Genomic DNA, 23357 nt, shown 5'->3' with positions numbered 1-23357 from the left:
TTATACAGCCCTTTTCACCTATTCCCCTACTGCCTTATTCCCTTACTCCCCTAATTCCACCGCCCGAATACGGCGGTTCTCGAACTTGATGCCGATCTTGCCGTCGATCAGGTCCAGTGCCTTTTGACCGAACACTTCGCGACGCCAGCCTTGCAAGGCCTGCACTTTCGCTTCATCGCCTTCGGCTGCAATCTTGTCGATATCATCCGAGCTGGCGACGATCTTGGCGGCAACGCCGTGTTCTTCTGTCACCAGCTTCAGCAGAACCTTCAGAAGATCGGCTGCAGCGGCGCTGCCTTCCGGCGAATGCGACGGCTTCGGCAGCTTCGGCAGGTCTTCCTTAGGGATAGCGAGCGCTGACTGAATTGCGGCGACCAGACCGGCAGCCTGCGCCGAGCGTTCCCACCCCTTCGGGATCGAACGCAGACGACCAAGCGCCTCGGCGTCACGCGGCTGCTGCTGCGCGATTTCGGCAATTGTATCGTCCTTGATGATACGGCCACGCGGCACATTGCGTTCGCGCGCTTCCCGCTCGCGCCATGCAGCAACGGATTGCATGATGGCAAGTTCGATCGGCTTGCGCACGCGGGCCTTCACGCGCCGCCATGCGTCGTCCGGATGCAGATCATAGGTCTCGCGGGCGGTCAGAACCGCCATTTCCTCGTTCACCCATTCGCTGCGGCCTTCTTTCTGAAGCTCTTCCTTCAGATAGAGATAGATATCGCGCAGATAGGTGACATCGGCCAGCGCATAGTCGAGCTGCTTGTCCGAAAGCGGACGTCTGCGCCAGTCGGTAAAGCGGGACGACTTGTCGAGATGCTTGCCGGTGACTTTCTGGACCAACTGGTCGTAGGAAATCGCATCGCCGAAACCGCAGACCATCGCCGCGACCTGACTGTCGAAGACAGGAGACGGGATGAGATCGCCAAGATGAAACACGATTTCGATATCCTGCCGCGCAGCATGGAAAACCTTGACGATTTTCTCGTCCGCCATCAGGCGGAAGAAGGGTGCAAGGTCGAGACCGGGCGCAAGCGCATCCACCAGCGCGGTGTGATCCGGCGAAGCCATCTGGATAAGGCACAATTCCGGCCAGAACGTCGTTTCGCGGATGAACTCCGTATCGACAGTGACGAAATCTGACTTGGACAGGGCGGATACGGCCTCTTCAAGGGCCTCGGTGGTCGTGATGAGTTGCATAAGTTTCTTTTAGACAAAGCGACATTGATTGTCCCGAAAGAATGCGCAAAAGCGATAGCATAACAAGTGCAAATCGTGTTTTTTGTCGATACGTTACGTCATGCGGTCCGAACCGCGCCACTTGTAGAGAGTGCAGACTTGACAAAACCCGGTCAAAATGCGCTTTTCCGCCAGAATTTGCAGCGCTTTGCCTGCACTGACTTATCTTACCAAAAGGCAGAAATCATGCACCGTTACCGCAGCCATACCTGCGCAGCCCTCCGTAAGACGGACGTCGGTTCGAACGTTCGTCTGTCCGGCTGGGTTCACCGCGTCCGTGACCATGGCGGCATTCTCTTCATCGATCTTCGCGATCACTACGGCATTACCCAGATTGTGGCCGATCCCGATTCGCCCGCTTTCAAGGTTGCCGAAACGGTTCGCGGCGAGTGGGTCATCCGCGTCGATGGTGAAGTGAAGGCCCGCGCAGGTGATGCGGTCAATGCGAACCTGCCGACCGGCGAAGTTGAAATCTTCGCGACCGAGATCGAAGTTCTGGCCGCAGCCAAGGAACTGCCGCTGCCTGTCTTCGGCGAGCCGGATTATCCGGAAGATATCCGCCTGAAGTATCGCTTCCTCGATCTGCGCCGCGAAACGCTGCACAAGAACATCATGAGCCGCACCAAGATCATTGCCGCGATGCGTCGCCGCATGACCGAAATCGGCTTCAACGAGTTCACCACGCCAATCCTGACGGCCTCGTCGCCGGAAGGCGCGCGCGACTTCCTCGTGCCGAGCCGTATTCACGAAGGCAAGTTCTACGCGCTGCCGCAGGCGCCGCAGCAGTACAAGCAGCTTCTGATGGTTGCCGGTTTCGACCGCTACTTCCAGATTGCGCCTTGCTTCCGCGACGAAGACCCGCGCGCTGACCGCTTGCCGGGCGAATTCTACCAGCTCGACCTTGAAATGAGCTTCGTGACCCAGGAAGAAATCTGGGAAACGATGGAACCGGTCATGCGCGGCATTTTCGAAGAATTTGCCGAAGGCAAGCCGGTGACGCAGAAGTTCCGCCGTATCGCCTATGACGACGCGATCCGCACCTATGGTTCCGACAAGCCGGATCTGCGCAATCCGATCGAAATGCAGGCTGTGACCGATCATTTCGCGGGTTCCGGTTTCAAGGTCTTCGCGAACATGATCGCCAATGATCCCAAGGTCGAAGTCTGGGCCATTCCGGCCAAAACCGGCGGCTCCAGAGCATTCTGCGACCGCATGAATTCCTGGGCGCAGAGCGAAGGCCAGCCGGGTCTTGGCTATATCTTCTGGCGCAAGGAAGGCGACAAGCTTGAAGGCGCTGGCCCGATTGCCAAGAACATTGGCGAGGAACGCACCGAAGCAATCCGTGTGCAGATGGGCCTCGACGATGGCGACGCCTGCTTCTTCGTGGCTGGCCAACCGTCGAAGTTCTACAAGTTCGCTGGCGATGCGCGCACCCGTGCAGGCGAAGAACTGAACCTCGTTGACCGCGACCGTTTCGAACTGGCCTGGATCATCGACTTCCCGTTCTACGAATGGGACGAAGACAACAAGAAGCTCGACTTCGCGCACAACCCGTTCTCCATGCCGCAGGGCGGTCTGGATGCGCTGGAAAATCAGGACCCGCTCGCCATCAAGGCCTATCAGTACGATCTCGTCTGCAACGGCTTTGAAATCGCCTCGGGCTCGATCCGTAACCAGCTGCAGGACGTCATGGTCAAGGCCTTCGAAAAGGTCGGCCTCAGCCAGCAGGACGTGGAAGAGCGCTTCGGCGGTCTCTACCGTGCGTTCCAGTACGGGGCGCCTCCGCATGGAGGCATGGCTGCCGGTATCGACCGCGTCATCATGCTGCTGGTCGGTGCAAAGAACCTGCGTGAAATCTCGCTGTTCCCGATGAACCAGCAGGCGCTCGATCTTCTGATGAACGCGCCTTCGGAAGTGACGCCAGCCCAGCTGCGCGATCTTCATATCCGTTTGGCTCCCCAGGCTCAGAAGAGCTAAGCTCTTTTTCAGAGAACAAAAAACCCGGCCTTTGAGCCGGGTTTTTTATTTTGGATCAAATCTCGGAAAAAAGCCCGGTGCATTCACCGGGCTTCTTCGATTTTAGTTGTTGGCGTCGATGCCGACCTTCAACAGCTGGATGATCTTCGTTGGATCGAGCGAGGCGGTTGCAACGATCGATGCGAAGGTGACCGGCTGGTCAGGCGAGGCGCTCAGCGTCAGAGACTTCGGATCGGAGAAATACTTGTCCGATGCCGCTTTCAGCTGCTGGGCGAAATCCGGGTTTTTCAGCTGCGTGGCCATCAGCGGAACCATCATCTTCAGCTGTTCGCCAAGCGCCTTGGCGTCCGAACCCTGCTGCTTGGCATAATAGGTCAGCAGCTTTTCGGTCAAAGATGCATCGTCAAAGCGGATGGTCAGGTTTTTGAGGTTCAGCTGTTCTGCGAGGCCGAGAATGGCAAGACCGGCGGCGTCCTTGTCGGCGTCCGACTTGGTCATCGCTTCCTGCGTCTTCTGCACGGCTTCGACAAAGGCCAGATCGTAACCGCCAAGGCTGCCGGTAATGTTGATCTTGCCGAGGTCCTGCGCATCAACTTCCATCTGATCGAGCGTGGCATCGCCCGACTTCGGCGACCACTGGCCCTTCATGTTGACGGCGGCCTGAAGGCTCTTCATGCCCAGCGGCTCAAGCGGGTTCTGGCCGTCCTTGCCGAAGGTGGCGTCAATGCTGGCGACAGTGGCGCTGTAGCCGATCTTTTCCGCCTTGTTCGACGTGTCGAGCGAGACATCGATGCCCTTCACCGTGGCGCCATCCGTGCCCGGCTTGCCGAAGGCGAGTTCATCGATCTTCATCTTGTCGTAAAGAACCATGCTGTCGAGCGGACCCTTGGCGGATTCGGCTGGAATCTGCAGGTTCTGCATCGACATGCCTTTGATGGAGGCCTGATCGTTCTTGCCGTCGGTGCTGTCGAGCGTGAGGTCGGGAACGACAACCTGTCCGATGGTGAAGCCGCCATCCTGTGCGTCCTGAACATCTTCAAGCGTCACATCGCCGACTTCCACGTCTTTCGGAGACAGCGTGGCAAGTTTGACCTTGGTGCCTTCGAGGACGATATTCGAACCGTCGGCCTTTACATTGGCAAAGCTCAGTTCACCGCCCTGCTTTTCGTAGAGGGCCTTGAGGCGCTCGGCGACGGCATTGGCATCCGCAGCCATGGCGGCGCTGCCGAAAATCAGCGAAAGCGCTGTGCTTGCAGCAAAAATGCGCGCCGCTGGCTTGATGTTGACGAAAACCTGCATTCGAAGCTCCTGGCTCATCTCTTGATTTGGGTGCGGCATTCATAGGCGCAAATGTTCTAATTTAACAACCAGATTTGCTAATCCTGTGGTTGCAGCACGAGAAAACTAGTTTCCGGTTGCTCTATAGTGTGTAAATGGCGGCGGATTTGCGACTGACGCTCTGTTGCACACTCCAATCTGGATTTGTGCAACTATGCAGTGGATTTTAAGCGCAGCCTTGCGCTTTGCGTGTCCTATTTGGCGCAGCCGCACTGTAATGTACTGGTTTAGTTCTCCTGAACGCTTGCTGACGAATCGCGCACTTGGTACTGAGAAGCATGGGAAAAAGTCTGATTCCGCCGGGCGACGGCGAAGAACACATCGAAAAGGTCGATCTTAAATCGGCCCTCGAGGAACGTTACCTCGCTTATGCGCTGTCCACGATCATGCATCGTGCGCTGCCGGACGTGCGCGACGGTCTCAAGCCGGTGCATCGCCGCATCATGCATGCCATGCGCCTGCTGCGTCTCAATCCCGATCAGGCCTATGCGAAATGCGCGCGTATCGTGGGCGATGTGATGGGTAAGTTCCATCCACATGGCGACGCGTCGATTTACGATGCGCTGGTGCGTCTGGCGCAGGATTTCGCGGTGCGTTATCCGCTGGTCGACGGGCAGGGCAATTTCGGCAATATCGACGGCGATAATGCCGCCGCCATGCGTTACACCGAAGCGCGCATGACCGAAGTGGCGACGCTGCTGCTCGAAGGCATCACCGAGGACGCCATCGATTTCCGTCCGACCTATAATGAGGAAGACGAGGAGCCCATCGTTCTGCCGGGCGCATTCCCAAACCTGCTGGCCAATGGCTCGGCGGGTATCGCGGTTGGCATGGCCACGAATATTCCGCCGCATAATGTGGCGGAGCTGTGCTCCTCGGCGCTTTATCTGATCAACCATCCCGATGCGGGCGTGGAAGAACTCATCACCTCGCCGGAGCAATATGCGGAAATCGAGCAGGAAGCGAAAACGGATCCGTCTGCACTTTTGAAAGCCAAGGTGCGCGGCCCGGATTTCCCGACGGGCGGTGTTCTGGTTGAAGAACACGGCAATATTGTCGAAGCCTATCGCACCGGTCGCGGTGCTTTCCGCGTTCGCGCGCGGTGGGAAAAAGAAGAGGGCAATCGCGGCACCTGGGTGATCGTTGTCACCGAAATTCCCTATCAGGTACAGAAGTCGCGCCTGATCGAGAAGATTGCCGAATTGCTGCTGGCCAAGAAGCTGCCGCTGCTTGACGATATTCGCGATGAATCTGCGGAAGATATCCGCATCGTTCTGGAGCCGAAGAACCGCACGGTCGATCCTGAACTGCTGATGGAATCGCTGTTCAAGCTGACCGAGCTTGAAAATCGCGTTTCGCTCAACATGAATGTGCTGTCGCACGGCAAGGTGCCGAATGTGCTGTCGCTGGGCGGCGTGCTGCGCGAATGGTTGGAACACCGCAAGGAAGTTCTGGTTCGCCGCTCGCAATATCGTCTGGCCGAGATTGAACGGCGTCTGGAAATCCTCGGCGGCTTTCTGATCGCCTATCTCAATCTGGATGAGGTTATCCGCATCATCCGCGAGGAAGACGAGCCGAAGCAGGAATTGATGCGGGCCTTCGAACTGACCGATGTTCAGGCCGAGTCGATCCTCAATATGCGCCTGCGTTCGTTGCGCAAGCTCGAGGAATTCGAGATCCGCAAAGAGTTCGACGCTCTGACCGTCGAGAAGACCGATTTGGAAGGACTGCTCGCTTCCGGCACGCGCCAGTGGAAGAAGATCAGCACCGAAATCAAGGCGGTGCGCGAGAAATTCGGCCCTGCTACCAAGCTCGGCAAGCGCCGCACGAATTTCGCGGAAGCCCCGACCCACGATCTTGAAGACATCCACAATGCCATGATCGAGCGCGAGCCTGTCACAATCGTCGTATCGGAAAAGGGCTGGCTGCGCGCGATGAAGGGCCATATGGCCGATTTCTCGACGCTTTCGTTTAAGGAAGGCGACAAGCTTAAGCTCGCCTTCCATGCGGAAACCACCGACAAGCTTCTATTCTTCACGACGGGCGGCAAGTTCTTCACCATCGGTGCGAATACGCTTCCGGGCGGTCGCGGCCATGGCGAGCCGATCCGCATTCTGGTCGATATGGAAAACGATCAGGATATTCTGACGGCCTTCGTGCACGATCCGTCGGCAAAGCTGCTGCTCGTTTCGCATGAGGGCAATGGTTTCATCGTTCCGGAAAACGAAGCCGTCGCCAACACCCGCAAGGGCAAGCAGGTGATGAATGTGAAGGCACCGGACGAGGCCAAAATTTGCACGCGTGTTTCGGGTGATTACATTGCGGTCGTTGGCGAAAACCGCAAGATGGTCGTGTTCCCGCTGACGGAAATCCCGGAAATGACGCGCGGCAAGGGCGTGCGCCTGCAAAAATACAAGGATGGCGGCGTGTCCGATATCCGCACTTTTGCATTTGCCGAAGGGCTGTCATGGCAGGATTCGGCAGAACGCACCTTTACGCGCAGCAAGGAAGAACTCATCGAATGGATCGGTGCACGCGCTTCCGCCGGCCGCGTTGTTCCGAAGGGGTTTCCACGTTCGGGTAAGTTCTGACAGGTATAGCACCACCCCTCATCCTGAGGAGGTGCCCTGAGCGAAGCGAAGGGAACCGTCTCGAAGGGTGAGGGGATAGGGATAGATAGAATCTGTAGGTTTTCCCTCAGCCCTTCGATCCTTCGACAAGCTCAGGGTGATGCGCCGTTTTCAACGGCTCCTCAGGATAAGGGAAAATGGCTCCTCCATTCGGGGGGGAGCAAGATCAGAAAACGCGACGTTACCCCTCAAACCGCTGCCAACCGCGAGGGCCGAGATGTTCCTGCGGTGTGAAGCGGATTTTGTACTGCATCTTGCGCGATCCCTCGACCCAATAGCCGAGATAGACATGCGGCAGGCCTGCGGCCCGCGCCCGCTCTATATGATCGAGAATCATATAGGTGCCGAGCGAGCGGTCATGCATATGCGGTGAGAAGAACGAATAGACCATGGAAAGGCCGTCGGCCATCACATCGGTCAGTGCCACGGCGATCAGCTCGCCATCACCTTTCGGGTCGATAAAACTGTCGGGGCCGCGACGGCGATACTCGATGATCTGCGTGTTGACATGGGTATCTTCAACCATCATCGCATAATCAAGCACGGTCATGTCCGACATGCCGCCTGAACGGTGGCGCGCGTCGAGATAATCGCGAAACAGCGCATATTGCTCGGTGCTGGGCTGTGCCTTGTGGACGCGACCGACCAGATCGCGGTTCTGGCTCCAGACGCGGCGCATATTGCGCGTCATCTCGAACTCTCCCGCCAGAATGCGCACGGAAACGCAGGCGCGACAAAGCTCGCAGGCCGGGCGGTAGGCGATGTTCTGGGATCGGCGAAACCCGCCTTGGGTCAGGAGATCGTTGATCTCGTTGGCCTTGTCGCCCACGAGATGCGTAAACACTTTGCGCTCCATCTGACCGTCGAGATACGGACAGGGCGAGGGTGCCGTCAAGAAAAACTGCGGAGACTGTTGCGGTTGATGGGTCATTCAATATCCACGAAATGGCAATACCGAAACCATCACGATATTGGACAAGGATCGAACCGACGGCGCAAAACGTCAAGTGGCATTTTGCGCAGCCGGCTCTGAATTTTTTTGAACTTAAGCCTGATAGGCCCCGATCTTAACGATCCGAGCGGATGACCGCTGTGCCGAGCAGGAGATCGTGCACCGTGCGTTTGCGGTCGAGAACCAGCGTTGCGAGCAGGATCAGCGGCGTCAGCACGACATTGAGACCCCAGAACAGCACCGAATGGACGATGGCGAGCATCGGGTCCACCGTGCCGCCTTCAAGCCGAACCAGCTTGAGATTCATCATCTGCATGCCCTTGGTGGCTTGCTGCGGGCCGCCCATGGTGCGCGACACATAGATCAGCGCTACGATGGGGAACATGATGCCATAGAGCATCCAGCCGATACCGAGCGTCAATATGCCGAAAAGCGCGATCACGATTGCTGCCGGGATACACAGCAGAAAGACAATGAGATAGTCGATGAGAAAAGCCATCATCCGGCGCGTACGCACGCCTTCGAAGAAAGCTCGGCTGTCGTAACGCGGAGCCATGATCTCGCCGTGCAGGATATGGTCGGACATTTTTCCTTCCAGTCGTTAAACAAGACAACCGGAATAAAACTCATGGAGTAAAAACCATGTCCGGCGTCGCTCCGCCTTCCGGGCGGAACGATACCAACATGGTAAATGAAATGGGCCGTTTCAAGGAACGCTGTCAGATTAGCCCTGCTGTTTCAGCTTTTCGGCGACCTCAATCGCGAAATAGGTGAGGATGCCGTCGCAACCGGCGCGCTTGAAAGCGAGCAGGCTTTCCATCATCACTTTTTCTTCGTCGATCCAGCCATTGATACCGGCGGCCTTGATCATCGCATACTCGCCCGACACCTGATAGGCATAGGTCGGTAGGCGGAATTCGCTTTTCAGGCGATGGATGATGTCGAGATAGGGCAGGCCAGGCTTGACCATCAGCATGTCCGCGCCTTCGGCAACATCCTGTTCGGCTTCGCGCACGGCTTCTTCCGGATTGGCTGGGTCGATATAATAGGTCTTCTTGTCGCCTTTCAGCAGGCCCTGCGTGCCGATGGCCTCGCGATAAGGGCCGTAGAAAGCCGAGGCGAATTTCGTCGCATAGGACATGATCGGAATATGATGAAAGCCGTTCTCGTCCAGTGCCTGACGGATCGCGCCGATACGGCCATCCATCATGTCGGAAGGCGCGACGATGTCGGCACCGGCCTCGGCCTGCGAAAGCGCGCCGCGAACAACCATCGCAACGGATTCGTCATTGACGATTTCGCCGTCGCGCAAAATGCCGTCATGGCCGTGCGTGGTGAACGGATCGAGCGCGGCATCGGTAATGATGCCGATTTCCGGCACTTCCTTCTTGATTGCCCGCACTGCACGATTGATCAGATTGTCGGGGCTGGCGACAAAGGCGCCGTCATCCGTCTTCACTTCGGCCTTTTCGCGCGGGAAGGGGGCAATGGCTGGAATGCCAAGCTTAGCGGCTTTCTCTGCCATGCGCACCGCCATATCAACCGAATAGCGCTCCACACCCGGCATGGCTTCCACAGGTTCGGAAACGCCGTTTCCATAGGTGAGGAAGAATGGCAGAATCAGATCGTCCACCGTCAGCTGCGTTTCCTGCACCAGCCTGCGCGACCAGTCGGCCTTGCGCATACGGCGCAAACGGCGGCTGCCGGTTACGTCATCGACATGCCTGCCGATATGAGGGGGGAGATATTTGGATTGACGGTCGCTCATTGAATTATTCCCGAGAATGGAAGCCGCGATGCAAATGCAATCAAAGGGCTGACTTCGGATGCGCACCGTTTATCACGGGAAAAGTGGTGAAACCAAGAAGATTGGCCCACTCTCGCCTGTGTGGGATTGACGCGGGGCGTCTCACTTTCTACCCATTTGGGGGAACGGGAGACAAGATATGCAGATTGACTTTGGCGGTGGCGACGAAATCGGCTTCGAACGCAAGGGAAAAGCGGGTCTGGTAAGGCTGACCCGGACCGCAGCGCTCAACGCGCTGACGCACAAGATGATTCTGGCGCTCGATCGGGCATTGCTGGCCTGGGAAAACGATCCCGAAGTCGCCTGCGTGATTCTGGAAGGCGAGGGCCGGGCATTCTGCGCTGGCGGCGATGTGGTGGCTGCCTACAAGTCTGGCCGCGAGGGAACGCCCGCTTACGAATTTTTCCGCGATGAATATCGGCTCAATGCCCGCATTGGCCGTTTCCCCAAGCCTTATATCTCGCTGATCAACGGCATCATCATGGGCGGCGGCGCTGGCATTTCGGTGCACGGCTCGCATCGCATCGTGACCGAAAACACCATGTTCGCCATGCCGGAAACCGGAATCGGTTTCTTTCCCGATGTTGGAGGAAGCGCATTCCTGCCGCATCTCCACGACAATTTCGGCTATTATCTCGCCTTGACGGGCAATCGTATTCGCTGGGGTGATTGCCTCCAGAGCGGAATTGCCACCCATGCGGTTGCAGCCAGCGATCTAAACGACGTGCGCGAGGATCTCATCGCGACGGCCGATATCGACGCTGCATTGACCCGCAGCCAGTATCCCGATTTCGAAACCCCGGCAGAAGCGCGGAATGTGATCAAAGAATGCTTTTCCGGCCCGACGCTTGCCGATTGCATGAACCTGCTGGACAAGGCCGCAGCATCGGGCAGCAAACCGGCGACGGATATTCTGAACGTGATCGCAACGCGCTCGCCGACCAGCGTGGCAGTGACCTTCCGGCAGATCGCCGATGGTCGCCCGCTCGATCTCGATGATTGCATGCGCATGGAATATCGCATTGCCAGCCGGATGCTGGAAGCGCACGACTTTTATGAAGGCGTGCGGGCACTTCTGATCGACAAGGATGGCGCGCCATCCTGGCAACCGGCTTCCATCGAGGACGTGAAACCGGAACAGGTGAACGCCTATTTCGTCAATCTTGGCGAAAAGGAACTGACGTTCTCATGAGGAATTGCTGATGCATATGGATGAGTTGCGCCAGCACACGCAACCGAGCGGCCTGGAATGGACATTTACATGGTTCATTCGATTGCTGGCGCTGATTGCGCTTGCAAGCGGCGTTTTCTATTGGGTGCGGCTCATCGGCATTCATCCGGGATTGCTCTGGCGGTTCGATCTGATGCCATGGATGTGGCAGACCGCCGTGGTCGCGCTGGCGGTATTAATGCCGGTTGCCGCAACGGGTCTCTGGATGCGGGCAACCTGGGGGCCCGTGCTTTGGTTCGTGGCCGCAATCGGCGAGATCAGCATCTATTCGGTCTTTGAACGGAACTTTGAAAGCAGGCCGTTGACGGTCACGTTCAACGCCGTCTGCATCCTCGTTTATATCGTGTTCCGCGTCCTGCTGGCGCTGGAAAAACGGCGGCAGGCAAAGGCCAGCATTCCGGTCTGATCGCGGGCGCAGGTAAGTAAACATTAAGCCTGAATTTGCATACCCCTTGGTAAGCTACTGTTAAGTCTGACTTTTAAGTCGAATTTTATGCATCTCGCCTAAAGTCCTCTCAGAACAGCGAGAAACATCGCTGCATAAAACAGGAAGAGAGCGGCATCGTGGATTTCCCGAATGCGGCTCCGACAGAGAGGCAAAGACAATGATGAATGCTCAGCGCAAAATCGACGCTCCGCTCTATGCTCCGGAAGCCGCACTCCGCAGCCTGTATCTGGAAGCCCTTCAACTAGTGGAGCGTCTGCACCGCCGTCTGCTCGATGTCGTAAAGGACGAATTCGACCGCAACGGTCAGCTCGACATCAACGCAACACAGGCACTGCTGCTTTTCAACATTGGTAATTCGGAACTGACCGCCGGTGAACTGCGCTCACGCGGTTACTATCTCGGCTCGAATGTTTCCTACAACCTCAAGAAGCTCGTCGAAATGGGCTTCATTCATCACCAGCGTTCGCGTGTCGACCGCCGTTCGGTGCGCGTCAGCCTGACCGACAAGGGCAATGAGATCGCCAATCAGGTTGCAGCACTTTACGAACGTCACGTCCTGTCCATCGAACAGGTCGGCGGAATTCAGGTTGAAGAATTCATGGCGATGAACAAGTCCTTGCAGCGTCTCGACCGCTTCTGGAACGACAGCATCGCTTACCGTCTCTGATAAATGGACCGGCCTTTGGGCGCGTTTGTTGCAGAACGGACACAACAGACCGGCATTTGCTGAGGTGGATGGGCAATAATGCTTCGATCTTGACGCGCGTGGCTTGCAAACTGGGCCGCGCGACATGATTAAGCCATAAAAACAGACATAAGCAGTCCTCAAGACTGTACGGGCAAGAATGTGCCATCTTCCAACAGGTCGGGAGATATAAGCGGGCGCGCATATGGTTGCGGGTCGGCTATCGCCTTGAAACACTGTTGCTGATATTCTCGGACGACTGCCGCCGACATTGACCTATGAGCGGCGCGCCTTTTTTGGGACCAAGCAAATGACCAAAACTGACAAGAATGCCGAAGCTTTCAAAGTGGACCGCCGCCGCTTCCTGCGCGGTGCTGCAACAGCTGGCCTTTCCGTGGCAGCCTCGGCTTTTGCGACCTCGTCCTTTGCACAGCAGGCTTTTAACGATGTGCTCGCGTCGCCGCGGCGCGGTAACTGGGATGACCAGTTCGATGCGCGCGCGACAGGCGGCCAGAAGGTTGCGACCAACCAGCCAGTTCTGAGCCAGCAGACTGTCGGCAATCTTCAAAATGCCATTGCACAATATAGCGATATTGCCGGTCGCGGCGGTTGGCCGACCGTTCCGGGCAATGCAAAGCTTCAGCTTGGCGTGAATGACCAGTCGGTCCAGTATCTGCGCAAGCGCCTCATGGTCTCTGGCGATCTGCCGCAGGGCGCTGGTCTTTCCAACGCCTTCGACACCTATGTTGATGCCGCAGTGAAGCGCTTCCAGTCGCGTCATGGTCTGCCGGCAGACGGCGTGATGGGCCAGTTCACCTATGCCGCGATGAATGTGGACGTGAATACGCGCCTCGGCCAGCTCCAGACCAACTTGCAGCGTCTTTCGCCGCTGGTCAGCGCCGGTATGCAGGAACAGCGTTTCGTGATGGTGAATATCCCGGCTGCGCGGATTGAAGCCGTCGAAAATGGCAGCGTCATGCAGCGCCACACCGCCGTTGTGGGCAAGATCGACCGCCAGACGCCAATCCTTAATTCGAAGATTCATGAAGTCATTCTCAATCCTTACTGGACGGCGCCGAAGTCGATCATCCAGAAGGACATCATTCCGCTGATGCGGAAGGATCCGCAATATCTGGCGAAAAACAAGATCCGGCTCTACGATCAGGCCGGTCAGGAAGTTCCGCCGGAAAGCATCGACTGGAACACGGACGACGCCGTGAAGCTGATGTTCCGTCAGGACCCGGGCAAGATCAACGCCATGTCCTCGACCAAGATCAACTTCCACAACCAGTATGCCGTCTACATGCACGACACGCCGCAGAAGAGCTATTTCAACAAGCTCATGCGTTTCGACTCGTCGGGCTGCGTGCGCGTGCAGAATGTTCGCGATCTGGACGTCTGGCTCTTGAAGAACACCGCTGGCTGGGATCGCCAGAACATCGAAGAAACGATCCGTACGGGCAACAACACGCCTATTCAGGTTGCTGATCCCGTGCCGCTGCACTTCGTGTACATTTCGGCCTGGTCGACGGGTGATGGTGTCGTGCAGTTCCGCGACGACATTTACAAGATGGACGGCGCAGCCTCGCTGGCGCTTGGTACAGACACCTGATTTTTCGATATTTCCGACTGAAAAAAGAGCCGCCTCGAATATTCGGGGCGGCTTTTTTAGTTGTTAAACCGATATCAAATCGGTTTGCCGCATTTTGGAACATGCTTTTCGCTTTGCGGCCATTGGCCTTGGGCATTCAAGTGTGATAATGCGCCTCATCCAATAGCTTTTACCGGCTGACCCGGAGGGTGTGAAAATGTCTCAAGCCAACGCCGCCGCCAAGAATGCGTTTTCCGACGCTTTCTTCAATGCAAGCCTCGAGGACATCGATTCCGAAATTTTCGGTGCAATTCGCAACGAACTCGGTCGTCAGCGCCATGAAATCGAGCTGATCGCCTCGGAAAACATCGTTTCGCGGGCTGTTCTCGAAGCGCAGGGCTCCATTCTCACCAACAAATATGCCGAAGGATATCCGGGCAAGCGCTATTATGGTGGTTGCCAGTATGTGGACGTGGTGGAAGAACTGGCAATCGAACGCGCCAAGAAGCTCTTCGGCTGCGAATTCGCCAATGTTCAGCCGAATTCCGGTAGCCAGATGAATCAGGCCGTGTTCCTGGCTCTGCTGCAGCCGGGCGACACCTTCATGGGTCTCGATCTCAATTCGGGTGGTCACCTGACGCATGGTTCGCCGGTCAACATGTCTGGCAAGTGGTTCAATGTCGTGTCCTATGGCGTCCGTCAGGACGACCATCTGCTCGACATGGACGAAGTGGCTCGCCTTGCCCGCGAAAACAAGCCGAAGTTGATTCTCGCTGGCGGCACCGCTTATTCGCGCATCTGGGACTGGAAGCGTTTCCGCGAGATCGCCGATGAGGTTGGCGCTTATCTCATGGTCGATATGGCGCATATTGCCGGTCTGGTTGCCGGTGGCCAGCATCCGTCGCCGATCCCGCATGCCCATGTCTGCACGACGACGACGCACAAGTCTCTGCGCGGCCCGCGTGGCGGCATGATTCTGACCAACGATGCGGACATTGCCAAGAAGATCAACTCCGCTGTGTTCCCCGGTCTTCAGGGCGGTCCGCTTATGCATGTTATCGCCGGTAAGGCTGTTGCCTTCGGTGAAGCGCTGAAGCCAGAATTCAAGCTCTATGCCAAGAACGTCGTCGACAATGCGCGCGCACTTTCGGAAGAACTGAAGTCGCATGGCCTCGATATCGTTTCCGGCGGCACCGATAACCATCTGATGCTGGTCGATCTGCGTCCTAAGAACGCAACCGGCAAGCGTGCGGAAGCCGCTCTCGGTCGCGCCAACATCACCTGCAACAAGAACGGCATTCCGTTTGACCCTGAAAAGCCGTTCGTCACCTCCGGCGTTCGCCTCGGCACGCCAGCCGGCACCACGCGCGGTTTCGGCGTAACCGAATTCAAGGAAATCGGCTCGCTGATTGCCGAAGTTCTCGACGGTTTGAAGGTCGCTAATTCCGATGAAGGCAATGCCGCCGTCGAACAGGCTGTGAAGGATAAGGTCGTTGCTTTGACCGACCGTTTCCCGATGTATGGCTATCAGGGGTAAACCTGATCGCCTGAATTTCAAAAGCCCCGTTCAACCCTGTTGAGCGGGGCTTTTTTGCCCGTCATACCCGGTGTGTCGCATTCGGTAGGTTGATTGGCGCAGATCAGCTATGATCTGTAGGAATCAGTCTTCGAAGAGTGAGTGAAAGAGTTCCATGCGTTGTCCCTATTGCCAATCTGAAGATACGCAAGTGAAGGATTCCCGTCCTGCGGAGGATGGTGCGGTCATTCGCCGGCGTCGTGTCTGCTCGGTTTGCGGCGGGCGCTTCACCACATTCGAACGTGTCCAGCTTCGCGACCTGATGGTCGTGAAGAAAAGCGGACGCCGTGTGCCTTTCGATCGTGACAAGCTGACCCGCTCCATCGAAGTGGCGCTGCGCAAGCGCGAAGTCGACAGCGAGCGTATCGAACGTGCGATTTCCGGAATTGTTCGCCAGCTTGAAAGCTCGGGGGAGGCGGAGGTGACATCCGACGAGATCGGTCGTCTGGCGATGGATGCGCTGAAGGGTGTGGATGATATTGCCTATATCCGGTTTGCATCGGTCTATCGCAATTTCAGCAAGGCCGTCGATTTCCATAATGTGATCGATGAACTGGCAGCTCCCGATACCGAGGACGATCTGGATAGATAGGCATGACTGCACTGGAATTTCCGCATTCCGACGTAACTTCGGACGATATCCGCTTCATGGAAGCGACAATCCGTTATGCCCGTCGTCACAAGGGGCTGACGGGCACCAATCCATCCGTCGGCACACTGATCGTCAAGGATGGCGTCATCGTCGGACGCGGCGTGACCGCACTGGGCGGCAGGCCGCATTCCGAGCCGCAGGCGCTTGCCGATGCAGGCGAGGCGGCGCGAGGCGCAACGGCCTATGTGACGCTGGAACCATGCGCCCATCATGGTCGCACGCCGCCTTGCGCTGAAGCGCTGGTGCGTGCCGGTGTGGCCCGCGTTGTCGTCGCGGCCACCGATCCGGATGATCGGGTCAGCGGCAAGGGTTTTGCCATCCTGCGCGAAGCGGGCATTGAAGTGGAGCCGGGCATCCTCGCCGAAAAGGCAGCCGACGATCTCGCTGGCTACCTGAATCGTTCTTCCAGGAAACGCCCGGAAGTGATTCTGAAACTTGCACTTTCCGCAGATGGCATGATCGGAAAAAAGGGCGAGGGGCAGGTGCCGATTACCGGCCAGGTGTCGCGCGCCCAATCCCACATCTTACGGTCGCAAACTGATGTTATCCTTATTGGTATCGAAACGGCGCTTGCAGACGATCCGGTTTTGAACTGCCGCCTGCCGGGGCTTGAACAGCGCTCGCCCATCCGCGTCGTGCTCGACGGTGGTTTGCGGTTGCCATTGGCTTCGAAGCTGGTTCAGTCGGCGGATGCGCAGCCGCTTTGGATTGCCTGTGCAGACGATGCATCGCCGGAACGGCGGTACGAACTGAAGGCGGCGGGGTGCCGCATTCTGGCGACCGAGGCGCATGATTGCCGGATTGCCTTGCCGGAATTGATGGACGACCTTGCCGCGCAGGGTATTGGTTCCGTTCTCGTGGAAGGCGGCGCGGGTGTGGCCAAGAGCTTTCTGGAAGAAAAGCTGGTTGACCGCCTGATTACCTTCCGCTCACCGATTGAAATTGGTGCTGCCGATGGGGTTGCCGTCCCCGGTCTTGAAACCCATATCGCAGAAGAATTCAAAATTCTCAGGCAGGCGCGTTTCGGTGACGATGCTTATGCGGAATATGTAAGGAAGTCTTGATGTTTACAGGCATTATTACCGATATCGGCAAGGTTGACCGGATCAAGCCGCTGAATGAAGGCGTGTTGCTGCGTATCGAGACCGTCTACGATCCCGAAACCATCGAGCTTGGCGCATCGATTGCGTGTTCCGGTGTTTGCCTGACCGTCGTTGCGCTGCCGGAAAAGGGCACCAATGCCCGCTGGTTTGAAGTGGAAGCATGGGAAGAAGCCCTGCGCCTGACCACCATCTCCACGTGGGAAAATGGAACCAATATCAATCTGGAACGCTCGCTGAAGCTTGGCGACGAAATGGGCGGGCATCTGGTTTCCGGCCATGTCGATGGACAGGCGGAAATCGTTGCACGCAAGGATGAGGGCGACGCGGTGCGCTTCACCCTGCGTGCGCCGGAAGAACTTGCGCCATTCATCGCCCAGAAGGGTTCGGTCGCGCTCGATGGCACGTCGCTGACGGTCAACGGTGTGAACGGTAATGAATTTGACGTTTTGCTCATCCGCCATTCGCTGGAAGTGACAACCTGGGGTCAGCGAAAAGCGGGTGACAAGGTGAATATCGAGATCGACCAGCTCGCACGCTATGCGGCAAGGCTTGCGCAATATCGGAAATAGGCTTACAGCCTAAAATTCCAGGCTGTAAAAGCATATCCCGATTTAAGCGTTGACCGCAGGTCTTGCGGTCCGCAAAATTTGTCATGGAGTTTCTCATGTCCGATCACGAGGCGCGCGCGCCGCATTTGCTTATTGTTGAAGCACGTTTCTACGACGATCTTGCCGATGCCCTTCTTGATGGCGCAAAGGCGGCTCTGGACGATGCGGGCGCCACCTATGACGTCGTGACCGTACCGGGCGCGCTGGAAATTCCGGCCACCATTTCCTTTGCCCTCGATGGTGCCGACAATGACGGCACCGAATATGACGGTTATGTCGCGCTGGGCACGGTGATCCGTGGTGAGACCTATCATTTCGACATCGTTGCAAACGAGATCCTGCCGTGCGCTGACCGATTTGGCCGTTGAAGAAAGCCTTGCCATCGGCAACGGCATTCTGACCGTCGAGAATGACGAACAGGCATGGGTGCGCGCGCGTCGTGAAGACAAGGACAAGGGCGGTTTTGCTGCCCGCGCCGCACTGACCATGATTGATCTGCGCAAGAAGTTCGGAGCGTGAATATTATGAGTTCTTCCGCAGAAGGTCGCCCGACACCAAACCTGCCGCGTACGGCGAACAAGCGTGGCGTTGCCCGGCTTGCAGCCGTGCAGGCGCTCTACCAGATGGACGTTGCCGGTACGGGCGTGATGGAAGTGGTCGCAGAATACGAAGCCTTCCGCCTCGGCAAGGAAGTGGATGGTACGCAATATCTCGATGCCGATCCGCAATGGTTCCGCGCCATCGTCGCCGGTGTTGTCGACAGCCAGCTCAAGCTTGATCCGATGATCCATCAGGCATTGACCGAGGACTGGCCGCTGTCGCGTCTCGATTCCACGCTGCGCGCGATCCTTCGCGCCGGTGCATGGGAGCTGACCTCGCGCAACGATGTGCCGACCGCCGTGATTGTCTCGGAATATGTCGATATCGCCAAGGCTTTCTACACCGAAGACGAGCCGAAGCTCGTCAATGCCGTGCTCGACCGCCTTGCCTTCGTTATTCGCGGTGAAAGCCGTGGGACCAAGCCGCGCCACTAAGAGCGGTTTTAGAGATTGATAAAAGCAAGAAGGGCTGTGAGAAATCACAGCCCTTCTTTCATTGTATGCTGGCAAAGAACGTCTTGACGTTTGTTAAACCGTTTCGCATGTTGGTCATGCGGCATTGAGAATGCTCGACTGCAAGGGAACTTTGTAATTATTTGATTTCAAGGCGTTAAGTTCCTGATGAAACTATACCGTTGAAGCCCGGTACGAAGTGGTGGCTTCAAGCACTTTCCATGCCGCTCTAATCGGCCCGGGGAGGGGTTTTCGGGCCTTCATGCGCATATGCCTGCCGTTAATTGCCGAGTAATCGGATGTTATCTGAGGTCAAGCTGACGGTAGCCGGCGCAAACTCAATAGGAGTTGGCCTTTATGCAAATGGGAGTGGCAGTTTTACTTCTCGTTATTGCCTGCGGCGTGGTTTCCGTTCTTTTCGCCTTCTGGTCGATCCGTTCGATCCTGGCGGCAGATCAGGGAACACCGCGTATGCAGGAAATCGCTGGCGCCATCCGCGAGGGTGCGTCGGCCTATCTCACACGACAATATTCCACGATTGCGATTGTCGGCGTCGTCGTGTTCCTCGCCGCATGGTATTTGCTGTCGTTGAGCGCCGCTATCGGCTTTCTGATCGGCGCAATCCTGTCAGGCGTCACAGGCTTTATCGGGATGCATGTTTCAGTGCGCGCCAATGTGCGCACAGCACAGGCCGCTTCCTTGAGTTCTAGCAGGCGGGCTTGAAATGGCTTTCAAGTCCGGTGCCGTTACCGGCCTTCTGGTGGCCGGTCTCGCGCTGCTTGGTGTCTCCGTCTATTATTTCATTCTCACTGTCTGGCTGGGCTATGCACCTGCCGACCGCACGGTTATCGATGCACTGGTGGCGCTCGGCTTTGGCGCGTCGCTGATTTCGATCTTCGCGCGTCTCGGCGGCGGCATCTTCACCAAGGGTGCGGATGTCGGCGGCGATCTCGTCGGCAAGGTGGAAGCCGGTATTCCGGAAGATGATCCGCGCAATCCGGCAACCATCGCCGATAATGTCGGCGATAATGTCGGCGATTGCGCCGGTATGGCGGCCGATCTGTTCGAGACCTACGCCGTTACCGTGGTCGCCACCATGGTTCTGGGCGCGATCTTCTTCAATGGTTCGGACGTGTTGTCGAGCGTCATGCTCTATCCGCTGATGATCTGCGGAGCCTGCGTGATCACCTCGATAGCAGGCACGTTCTTCGTCAAGCTTGGCGTCAACGGCTCCATCATGGGCGCGCTCTATAAAGGCCTGATCGTGACGGGCCTCTTGTCCATCATCGGGCTTGGTGTGGCCAACACGCTGACGATTGGCTGGGGCGAAATCGGCACTGTGGCCGGAAAGAGCATCACCGGCACCAATCTCTTCATCTGCGGGCTGATCGGTCTCATCGTGACGGGGCTGATCGTGGTGATTACCGAATATTATACAGGCACCAACAAGCGTCCCGTCAATTCGATCGCGCAGGCTTCGGTGACGGGGCATGGCACCAATGTCATACAGGGCCTTGCCGTTTCGCTGGAATCAACCGCCTTGCCTGCCATCGTGATCGTTGGCGGCATCATCAGCACCTATCAGCTTGCCGGTCTCTTCGGCACGGCTATTGCGGTCACGGCCATGCTGGGCATTGCCGGGATGATCGTGGCGCTCGATGCCTTCGGACCGGTGACTGACAACGCTGGTGGTATTGCGGAAATGGCCGGTCTCGACCCGGAAGTGCGCAAGTCCACTGATGCGCTGGATGCGGTCGGCAACACGACCAAGGCTGTGACCAAGGGCTATGCCATCGGCTCGGCGGGCTTGGGCGCTCTGGTGCTGTTCGCAGCCTATTCCAACGACCTTGCTTACTTCGCTGCCAACGGCCAGACCTATCCGTACTTTGCGGATATGGGGCCGGTTTCGTTCGATCTGTCCAACCCCTATGTGGTGGCAGGTCTGATCTTCGGCGGCCTTATCCCTTATCTGTTCGGCGGTATGGCCATGACGGCTGTGGGTCGCGCAGGCGGGGCCGTGGTGCAGGAGGTTCGTCGCCAGTTCAAGGAAAAGCCGGGCATTATGACCGGCAAGGAACGCCCGGATTATGCCCGCGCGGTCGATCTTCTGACCAAAGCGGCAATCCGCGAAATGATCATTCCGTCGCTTCTGCCGGTGCTGGCGCCGCTCGTCGTCTATTTCGGCGTGCTGATGATTTCGGGCTCCAAGGCGGCGGCCTTCGCAGCGCTTGGCGCGTCGCTGCTCGGCGTCATCGTCAATGGGCTGTTCGTGGCCATTTCCATGACCTCCGGTGGGGGTGCATGGGACAATGCCAAGAAGAGCTTCGAAGACGGCTTTACCGACGCCGATGGCGTGAAGCACCTCAAGGGTTCGGAAGCGCATAAAGCGTCGGTGACGGGCGATACGGTTGGCGATCCGTACAAGGATACTGCCGGTCCCGCGGTCAATCCGGCGATCAAGATCACCAATATCGTGGCGCTTCTGCTGCTTGCAGTGCTGGCGCATATGGCTTGATCCGTTTTCAAATCCTGAAAACAGAAAACCCGCCGAGAGGCGGGTTTTCCTTTGGATAAGATATTGCGGCGATCAGCTGCCGCCCGGTCCGCCTGCTCCCGCTCCGGGCACGGAGGTCGGAGCTTTGGAAACGCCCTGGATAACCTGGCCCAAGAAGGTCTGGTCCTTGCCGCCGGTTGGCGTGGTGCGCGATACGAAATCGAACAGCTTGCCGTCCTGCATGCCGTAATTGGCGATATTCTGAACCTTGCCGTCCTTGTCGAAATAGATTGCAAGAATCTGGCGATCAACCAGCTTCGGCTTCATGAACTGAGCCATGCGATGGCGCTTCTGCGAAATGTAATAGAACACTTCGTTGTCGAAGGTCGCGGTGGTCGACGGCGTGCCAAGCGCCAGCAGCACCTGCTCGCGGCTGGAGCCGACCGGCACCGAATCAAGCGCCTGCTGATCCAGCACATAGCCTTCCGTCAGCGTCTCGGACGGGTTCAGCGTGGACGCGGTGTTGCATCCGGCGAGGGCGGCCGAAAACAGAATTGCCGTACCAACCAGAAGAGCACGCTGCTTGCGTGCGCCTGTTGATGCGCCGGAACGCACAGTTGAGAAAATCCGCTGCAACAAAGACCTCTCCATAATTCTATTATCAGCGCGGCACTTTCGCCGTCGGGAGAACTTCGGTAAACCACCTTGCTTCTATATGCAACTGGAACGGTCGTACAGGGATGATTCTCCAACTTTTCCGCCGCAAATCGAAGGCCAATGAGGCTATCGTGCTTCGCGTTTACGAGGCGATCGTGGCAGCGGCGCGGCAAAAACGGTTTTATGCACAATTTCATGTGCCGGATACGCCACTTGGCCGGTATGAGATGTTGTCGGTGCATATTTTCCTGACACTGCACCGGATGCGCGGCGACAATCCGGCTCTGATGGCGCTTGCCCAGGAGGTGGCCGACGAGTTTTTCAAGGATGTCGACCACTCGCTGCGCGAGTTGGGAATCGGCGATCAGGGTGTTCCAAAACGCATGAAAAAACTTGCCCGCATGTTTTATGGCCGGGTCGCCACCTACGGCGCGGCGCTAGACACCGACGATGCGGAAGCGCTAGCAGCCGCGCTGACGCGAAATATTCGGCCTGATCTGGAATTTTGGCCACAAGCTCGCCATTTAGGCGAATATGTTCTGCGTTGTCGCGACCGGTTGCGCGCAATCGACGACAGCACTCTGGTGGCTGGCGAGATTTCCTTTATGGATGCCGAAGATCCAGCGCTCGCGCTGACGCATGATAATACTGAAGAGGCAAAACAAAATGACTGACAAGCCGGCGCTGACCTATCCCGTTCCGGTTCTGCACCTTCCCCAGAAGGGCGTGACAGTGACAATCGGCACCGATGAGAAAGAACGCGCCGCGCTTGCCGCCAGCCATGCGCTTGAGGCGGTGAACGCGTTCTCGGCTGAATTTCTGCTGACGCCGTGGAAAAAAGACGGCATTCGTGTGCGCGGTCGCATCGATGCGGAAATCGTGCAGGCTTGTGTCACCACGCTGGAGCCGCTGACCAATGTGATCGCGGAAGAAGTCGATACGATCTTCGTGCCGGAAAATTCGCGTCTGGCCCGGGTTCAACTCGACGAAAGCGGTGAAATGATGCTGGATGCAGACGGTGCCGATAGCCCGGAAACCTTTGTCGGCGACCGGATTGATGTGGGCGCGGTTGCCGAAGAGTTCTTCGAACTGGCTATCGATCCTTATCCGCGCAAACCCGGTTTGCCTGACGAAGCAGAACCTCAGGTCTTTGGCGATGCCGGTGATGAGGGTGACAAGCCTGTTTCGCCCTTTGCAAAGCTGTCGGAATGGCGCGACAAGTCGTAATTGACGGTGATTTGCGCCGCGTTTGACAGAATATTGTTGTACGGTAACGCAAAACCACTATTTTCGCCGAAAGCCCTGTCGCGCCCCGAG

19 protein-coding genes and 2 pseudogenes are annotated in these 23357 nt (G+C 57.3%); 15 read left to right on the top strand and 6 right to left on the bottom strand.

The genetic code is table 11. The annotated features are described in order from the left end of the window. Positions 1-42 precede the first annotated feature (42 nt). Positions 43-1200, bottom strand: coding sequence for a ribonuclease D (rnd, locus tag QLQ11_RS04545; RefSeq protein ID WP_109368718.1), 1158 nt, complete (start codon positions 1198-1200; stop codon positions 43-45). Positions 1201-1425: 225 nt separating this feature from the next. Here rnd and aspS point away from each other — a divergent pair, with 225 nt between their 5' ends. Continuing rightward, a complete protein-coding gene (gene aspS / locus QLQ11_RS04540) occupies positions 1426-3216 on the top strand; it encodes an aspartate--tRNA ligase (protein ID WP_283735800.1) in 1791 nt (596 codons plus the stop codon). 102 nt (positions 3217-3318) lie between these two features. Here the strand turns inward: aspS and QLQ11_RS04535 are convergent, their stop codons facing one another. Next, complete coding sequence (locus tag QLQ11_RS04535; protein ID WP_121535715.1) at positions 3319-4515, bottom strand: hypothetical protein; 1197 nt, start codon at positions 4513-4515, stop codon at positions 3319-3321. Positions 4516-4832: 317 nt separating this feature from the next. Between QLQ11_RS04535 and parC the strand changes: the two genes are divergently transcribed. Beyond that, positions 4833-7145 carry a DNA topoisomerase IV subunit A gene (gene parC, locus QLQ11_RS04530; RefSeq protein ID WP_124915610.1) on the top strand — a complete coding sequence of 771 codons (2313 nt, stop codon included), beginning with the start codon at positions 4833-4835 and terminating at the stop codon, positions 7143-7145. Between the two features lie 220 nt (positions 7146-7365). On the opposite strand, the gene QLQ11_RS04525 is transcribed toward parC, so the two are convergent. From QLQ11_RS04525 to hemB, 3 genes are all read right to left on the bottom strand, one after another. Beyond that, entirely contained in the window at positions 7366-8115 is a 750-nt protein-coding gene (locus QLQ11_RS04525) for an arginyltransferase (protein WP_109368722.1), read from the bottom strand. Between the two features lie 136 nt (positions 8116-8251). After that, the gene (locus QLQ11_RS04520) at positions 8252-8722 is read right to left on the bottom strand and encodes an RDD family protein (protein ID WP_124915611.1); all 471 of its coding nucleotides are present in this window, start codon (positions 8720-8722) and stop codon (positions 8252-8254) included. Between the two features lie 138 nt (positions 8723-8860). Then, positions 8861-9904 (bottom strand): porphobilinogen synthase, encoded by a 1044-nt coding sequence (gene hemB / locus QLQ11_RS04515; protein WP_124915612.1) that lies wholly within the window; start codon positions 9902-9904, stop codon positions 8861-8863. Positions 9905-10082: 178 nt separating this feature from the next. Between hemB and QLQ11_RS04510 the strand changes: the two genes are divergently transcribed. From QLQ11_RS04510 to QLQ11_RS04460, 11 genes and pseudogenes are all read left to right on the top strand, one after another. Continuing rightward, complete coding sequence (locus QLQ11_RS04510; RefSeq protein ID WP_283735802.1) at positions 10083-11135, top strand: enoyl-CoA hydratase/isomerase family protein; 1053 nt, start codon at positions 10083-10085, stop codon at positions 11133-11135. Between the two features lie 10 nt (positions 11136-11145). Continuing rightward, entirely contained in the window at positions 11146-11580 is a 435-nt protein-coding gene (locus QLQ11_RS04505; protein ID WP_283735803.1) for a DUF6163 family protein, read from the top strand. A gap of 199 nt (positions 11581-11779) precedes the next feature. Continuing rightward, complete coding sequence (ldtR, locus tag QLQ11_RS04500) at positions 11780-12289, top strand: transcriptional regulator LdtR (protein ID WP_078340499.1); 510 nt, start codon at positions 11780-11782, stop codon at positions 12287-12289. 328 nt (positions 12290-12617) lie between these two features. Continuing rightward, positions 12618-13919 (top strand): murein L,D-transpeptidase, encoded by a 1302-nt coding sequence (locus QLQ11_RS04495; protein ID WP_124915613.1) that lies wholly within the window; start codon positions 12618-12620, stop codon positions 13917-13919. Between the two features lie 196 nt (positions 13920-14115). Continuing rightward, positions 14116-15435: a serine hydroxymethyltransferase gene (gene glyA, locus QLQ11_RS04490; RefSeq protein WP_109368728.1), complete on the top strand. Its 1320-nt coding sequence runs from the start codon at positions 14116-14118 to the stop codon at positions 15433-15435. A 154-nt stretch (positions 15436-15589) separates the two neighbouring features. Continuing rightward, the gene (gene nrdR / locus QLQ11_RS04485) at positions 15590-16066 is read left to right on the top strand and encodes a transcriptional regulator NrdR (protein ID WP_109368729.1); all 477 of its coding nucleotides are present in this window, start codon (positions 15590-15592) and stop codon (positions 16064-16066) included. Positions 16067-16068: 2 nt separating this feature from the next. Then, the gene (gene ribD, locus QLQ11_RS04480; protein WP_124915614.1) at positions 16069-17190 is read left to right on the top strand and encodes a bifunctional diaminohydroxyphosphoribosylaminopyrimidine deaminase/5-amino-6-(5-phosphoribosylamino)uracil reductase RibD; all 1122 of its coding nucleotides are present in this window, start codon (positions 16069-16071) and stop codon (positions 17188-17190) included. After that, entirely contained in the window at positions 17190-17798 is a 609-nt protein-coding gene (locus QLQ11_RS04475; protein ID WP_109368731.1) for a riboflavin synthase, read from the top strand. The genes ribD and QLQ11_RS04475 overlap by 1 nt, the downstream gene beginning before the upstream one ends. 95 nt (positions 17799-17893) lie before the next feature. Continuing rightward, positions 17894-18356 (top strand): annotated as a pseudogene (locus QLQ11_RS04470) (6,7-dimethyl-8-ribityllumazine synthase). 5 nt (positions 18357-18361) lie between these two features. Beyond that, on the top strand, positions 18362-18871 hold the full coding sequence (gene nusB, locus QLQ11_RS04465; protein ID WP_109368732.1) for a transcription antitermination factor NusB: 510 nt from the start codon (positions 18362-18364) through the stop codon (positions 18869-18871). Between the two features lie 375 nt (positions 18872-19246). Next, positions 19247-21404, top strand: a pseudogene (locus QLQ11_RS04460) (sodium-translocating pyrophosphatase). 72 nt (positions 21405-21476) lie between these two features. Here QLQ11_RS04460 and QLQ11_RS04455 read toward each other — a convergent pair. Next, entirely contained in the window at positions 21477-22034 is a 558-nt protein-coding gene (locus tag QLQ11_RS04455) for an outer membrane protein assembly factor BamE (RefSeq protein ID WP_283735806.1), read from the bottom strand. Between the two features lie 89 nt (positions 22035-22123). On the opposite strand from QLQ11_RS04455, the gene QLQ11_RS04450 reads away from it, so the two are divergent. Both QLQ11_RS04450 and QLQ11_RS04445 read left to right on the top strand, forming a co-directional pair. Continuing rightward, positions 22124-22714 carry a ubiquinol-cytochrome C chaperone family protein gene (locus QLQ11_RS04450; protein ID WP_109368735.1) on the top strand — a complete coding sequence of 197 codons (591 nt, stop codon included), beginning with the start codon at positions 22124-22126 and terminating at the stop codon, positions 22712-22714. Beyond that, positions 22707-23267 carry a DUF177 domain-containing protein gene (locus tag QLQ11_RS04445; protein ID WP_121535733.1) on the top strand — a complete coding sequence of 187 codons (561 nt, stop codon included), beginning with the start codon at positions 22707-22709 and terminating at the stop codon, positions 23265-23267. The genes QLQ11_RS04450 and QLQ11_RS04445 overlap by 8 nt, the downstream gene beginning before the upstream one ends. Positions 23268-23357: the final 90 nt, after the last annotated feature.

The organism is Ochrobactrum sp. SSR (genome assembly GCF_030067775.1).
Taxonomy (GTDB): Bacteria; Pseudomonadota; Alphaproteobacteria; order Rhizobiales; family Rhizobiaceae; genus Brucella; species Brucella teleogrylli.
Note: the sequence above shows the minus strand (reverse complement) of the source record. Positions and strands in the feature narration are given on the sequence as shown.

Coding starts and splice junctions, on each gene's coding strand:
- rnd (WP_109368718.1), bottom strand. CDS start 1,200: ATGCAACTCATCACGACCACCGAGGCCCTTGAAGAGGCCGTATCCGCC.
- aspS (WP_283735800.1), top strand. CDS start 1,426: ATGCACCGTTACCGCAGCCATACCTGCGCAGCCCTCCGTAAGACGGAC.
- QLQ11_RS04535 (WP_121535715.1), bottom strand. CDS start 4,515: ATGCAGGTTTTCGTCAACATCAAGCCAGCGGCGCGCATTTTTGCTGCA.
- parC (WP_124915610.1), top strand. CDS start 4,833: ATGGGAAAAAGTCTGATTCCGCCGGGCGACGGCGAAGAACACATCGAA.
- QLQ11_RS04525 (WP_109368722.1), bottom strand. CDS start 8,115: ATGACCCATCAACCGCAACAGTCTCCGCAGTTTTTCTTGACGGCACCC.
- QLQ11_RS04520 (WP_124915611.1), bottom strand. CDS start 8,722: ATGTCCGACCATATCCTGCACGGCGAGATCATGGCTCCGCGTTACGAC.
- hemB (WP_124915612.1), bottom strand. CDS start 9,904: ATGAGCGACCGTCAATCCAAATATCTCCCCCCTCATATCGGCAGGCAT.
- QLQ11_RS04510 (WP_283735802.1), top strand. CDS start 10,083: ATGCAGATTGACTTTGGCGGTGGCGACGAAATCGGCTTCGAACGCAAG.
- QLQ11_RS04505 (WP_283735803.1), top strand. CDS start 11,146: ATGCATATGGATGAGTTGCGCCAGCACACGCAACCGAGCGGCCTGGAA.
- ldtR (WP_078340499.1), top strand. CDS start 11,780: ATGATGAATGCTCAGCGCAAAATCGACGCTCCGCTCTATGCTCCGGAA.
- QLQ11_RS04495 (WP_124915613.1), top strand. CDS start 12,618: ATGACCAAAACTGACAAGAATGCCGAAGCTTTCAAAGTGGACCGCCGC.
- glyA (WP_109368728.1), top strand. CDS start 14,116: ATGTCTCAAGCCAACGCCGCCGCCAAGAATGCGTTTTCCGACGCTTTC.
- nrdR (WP_109368729.1), top strand. CDS start 15,590: ATGCGTTGTCCCTATTGCCAATCTGAAGATACGCAAGTGAAGGATTCC.
- ribD (WP_124915614.1), top strand. CDS start 16,069: ATGACTGCACTGGAATTTCCGCATTCCGACGTAACTTCGGACGATATC.
- QLQ11_RS04475 (WP_109368731.1), top strand. CDS start 17,190: ATGTTTACAGGCATTATTACCGATATCGGCAAGGTTGACCGGATCAAG.
- nusB (WP_109368732.1), top strand. CDS start 18,362: ATGAGTTCTTCCGCAGAAGGTCGCCCGACACCAAACCTGCCGCGTACG.
- QLQ11_RS04455 (WP_283735806.1), bottom strand. CDS start 22,034: ATGGAGAGGTCTTTGTTGCAGCGGATTTTCTCAACTGTGCGTTCCGGC.
- QLQ11_RS04450 (WP_109368735.1), top strand. CDS start 22,124: ATGATTCTCCAACTTTTCCGCCGCAAATCGAAGGCCAATGAGGCTATC.
- QLQ11_RS04445 (WP_121535733.1), top strand. CDS start 22,707: ATGACTGACAAGCCGGCGCTGACCTATCCCGTTCCGGTTCTGCACCTT.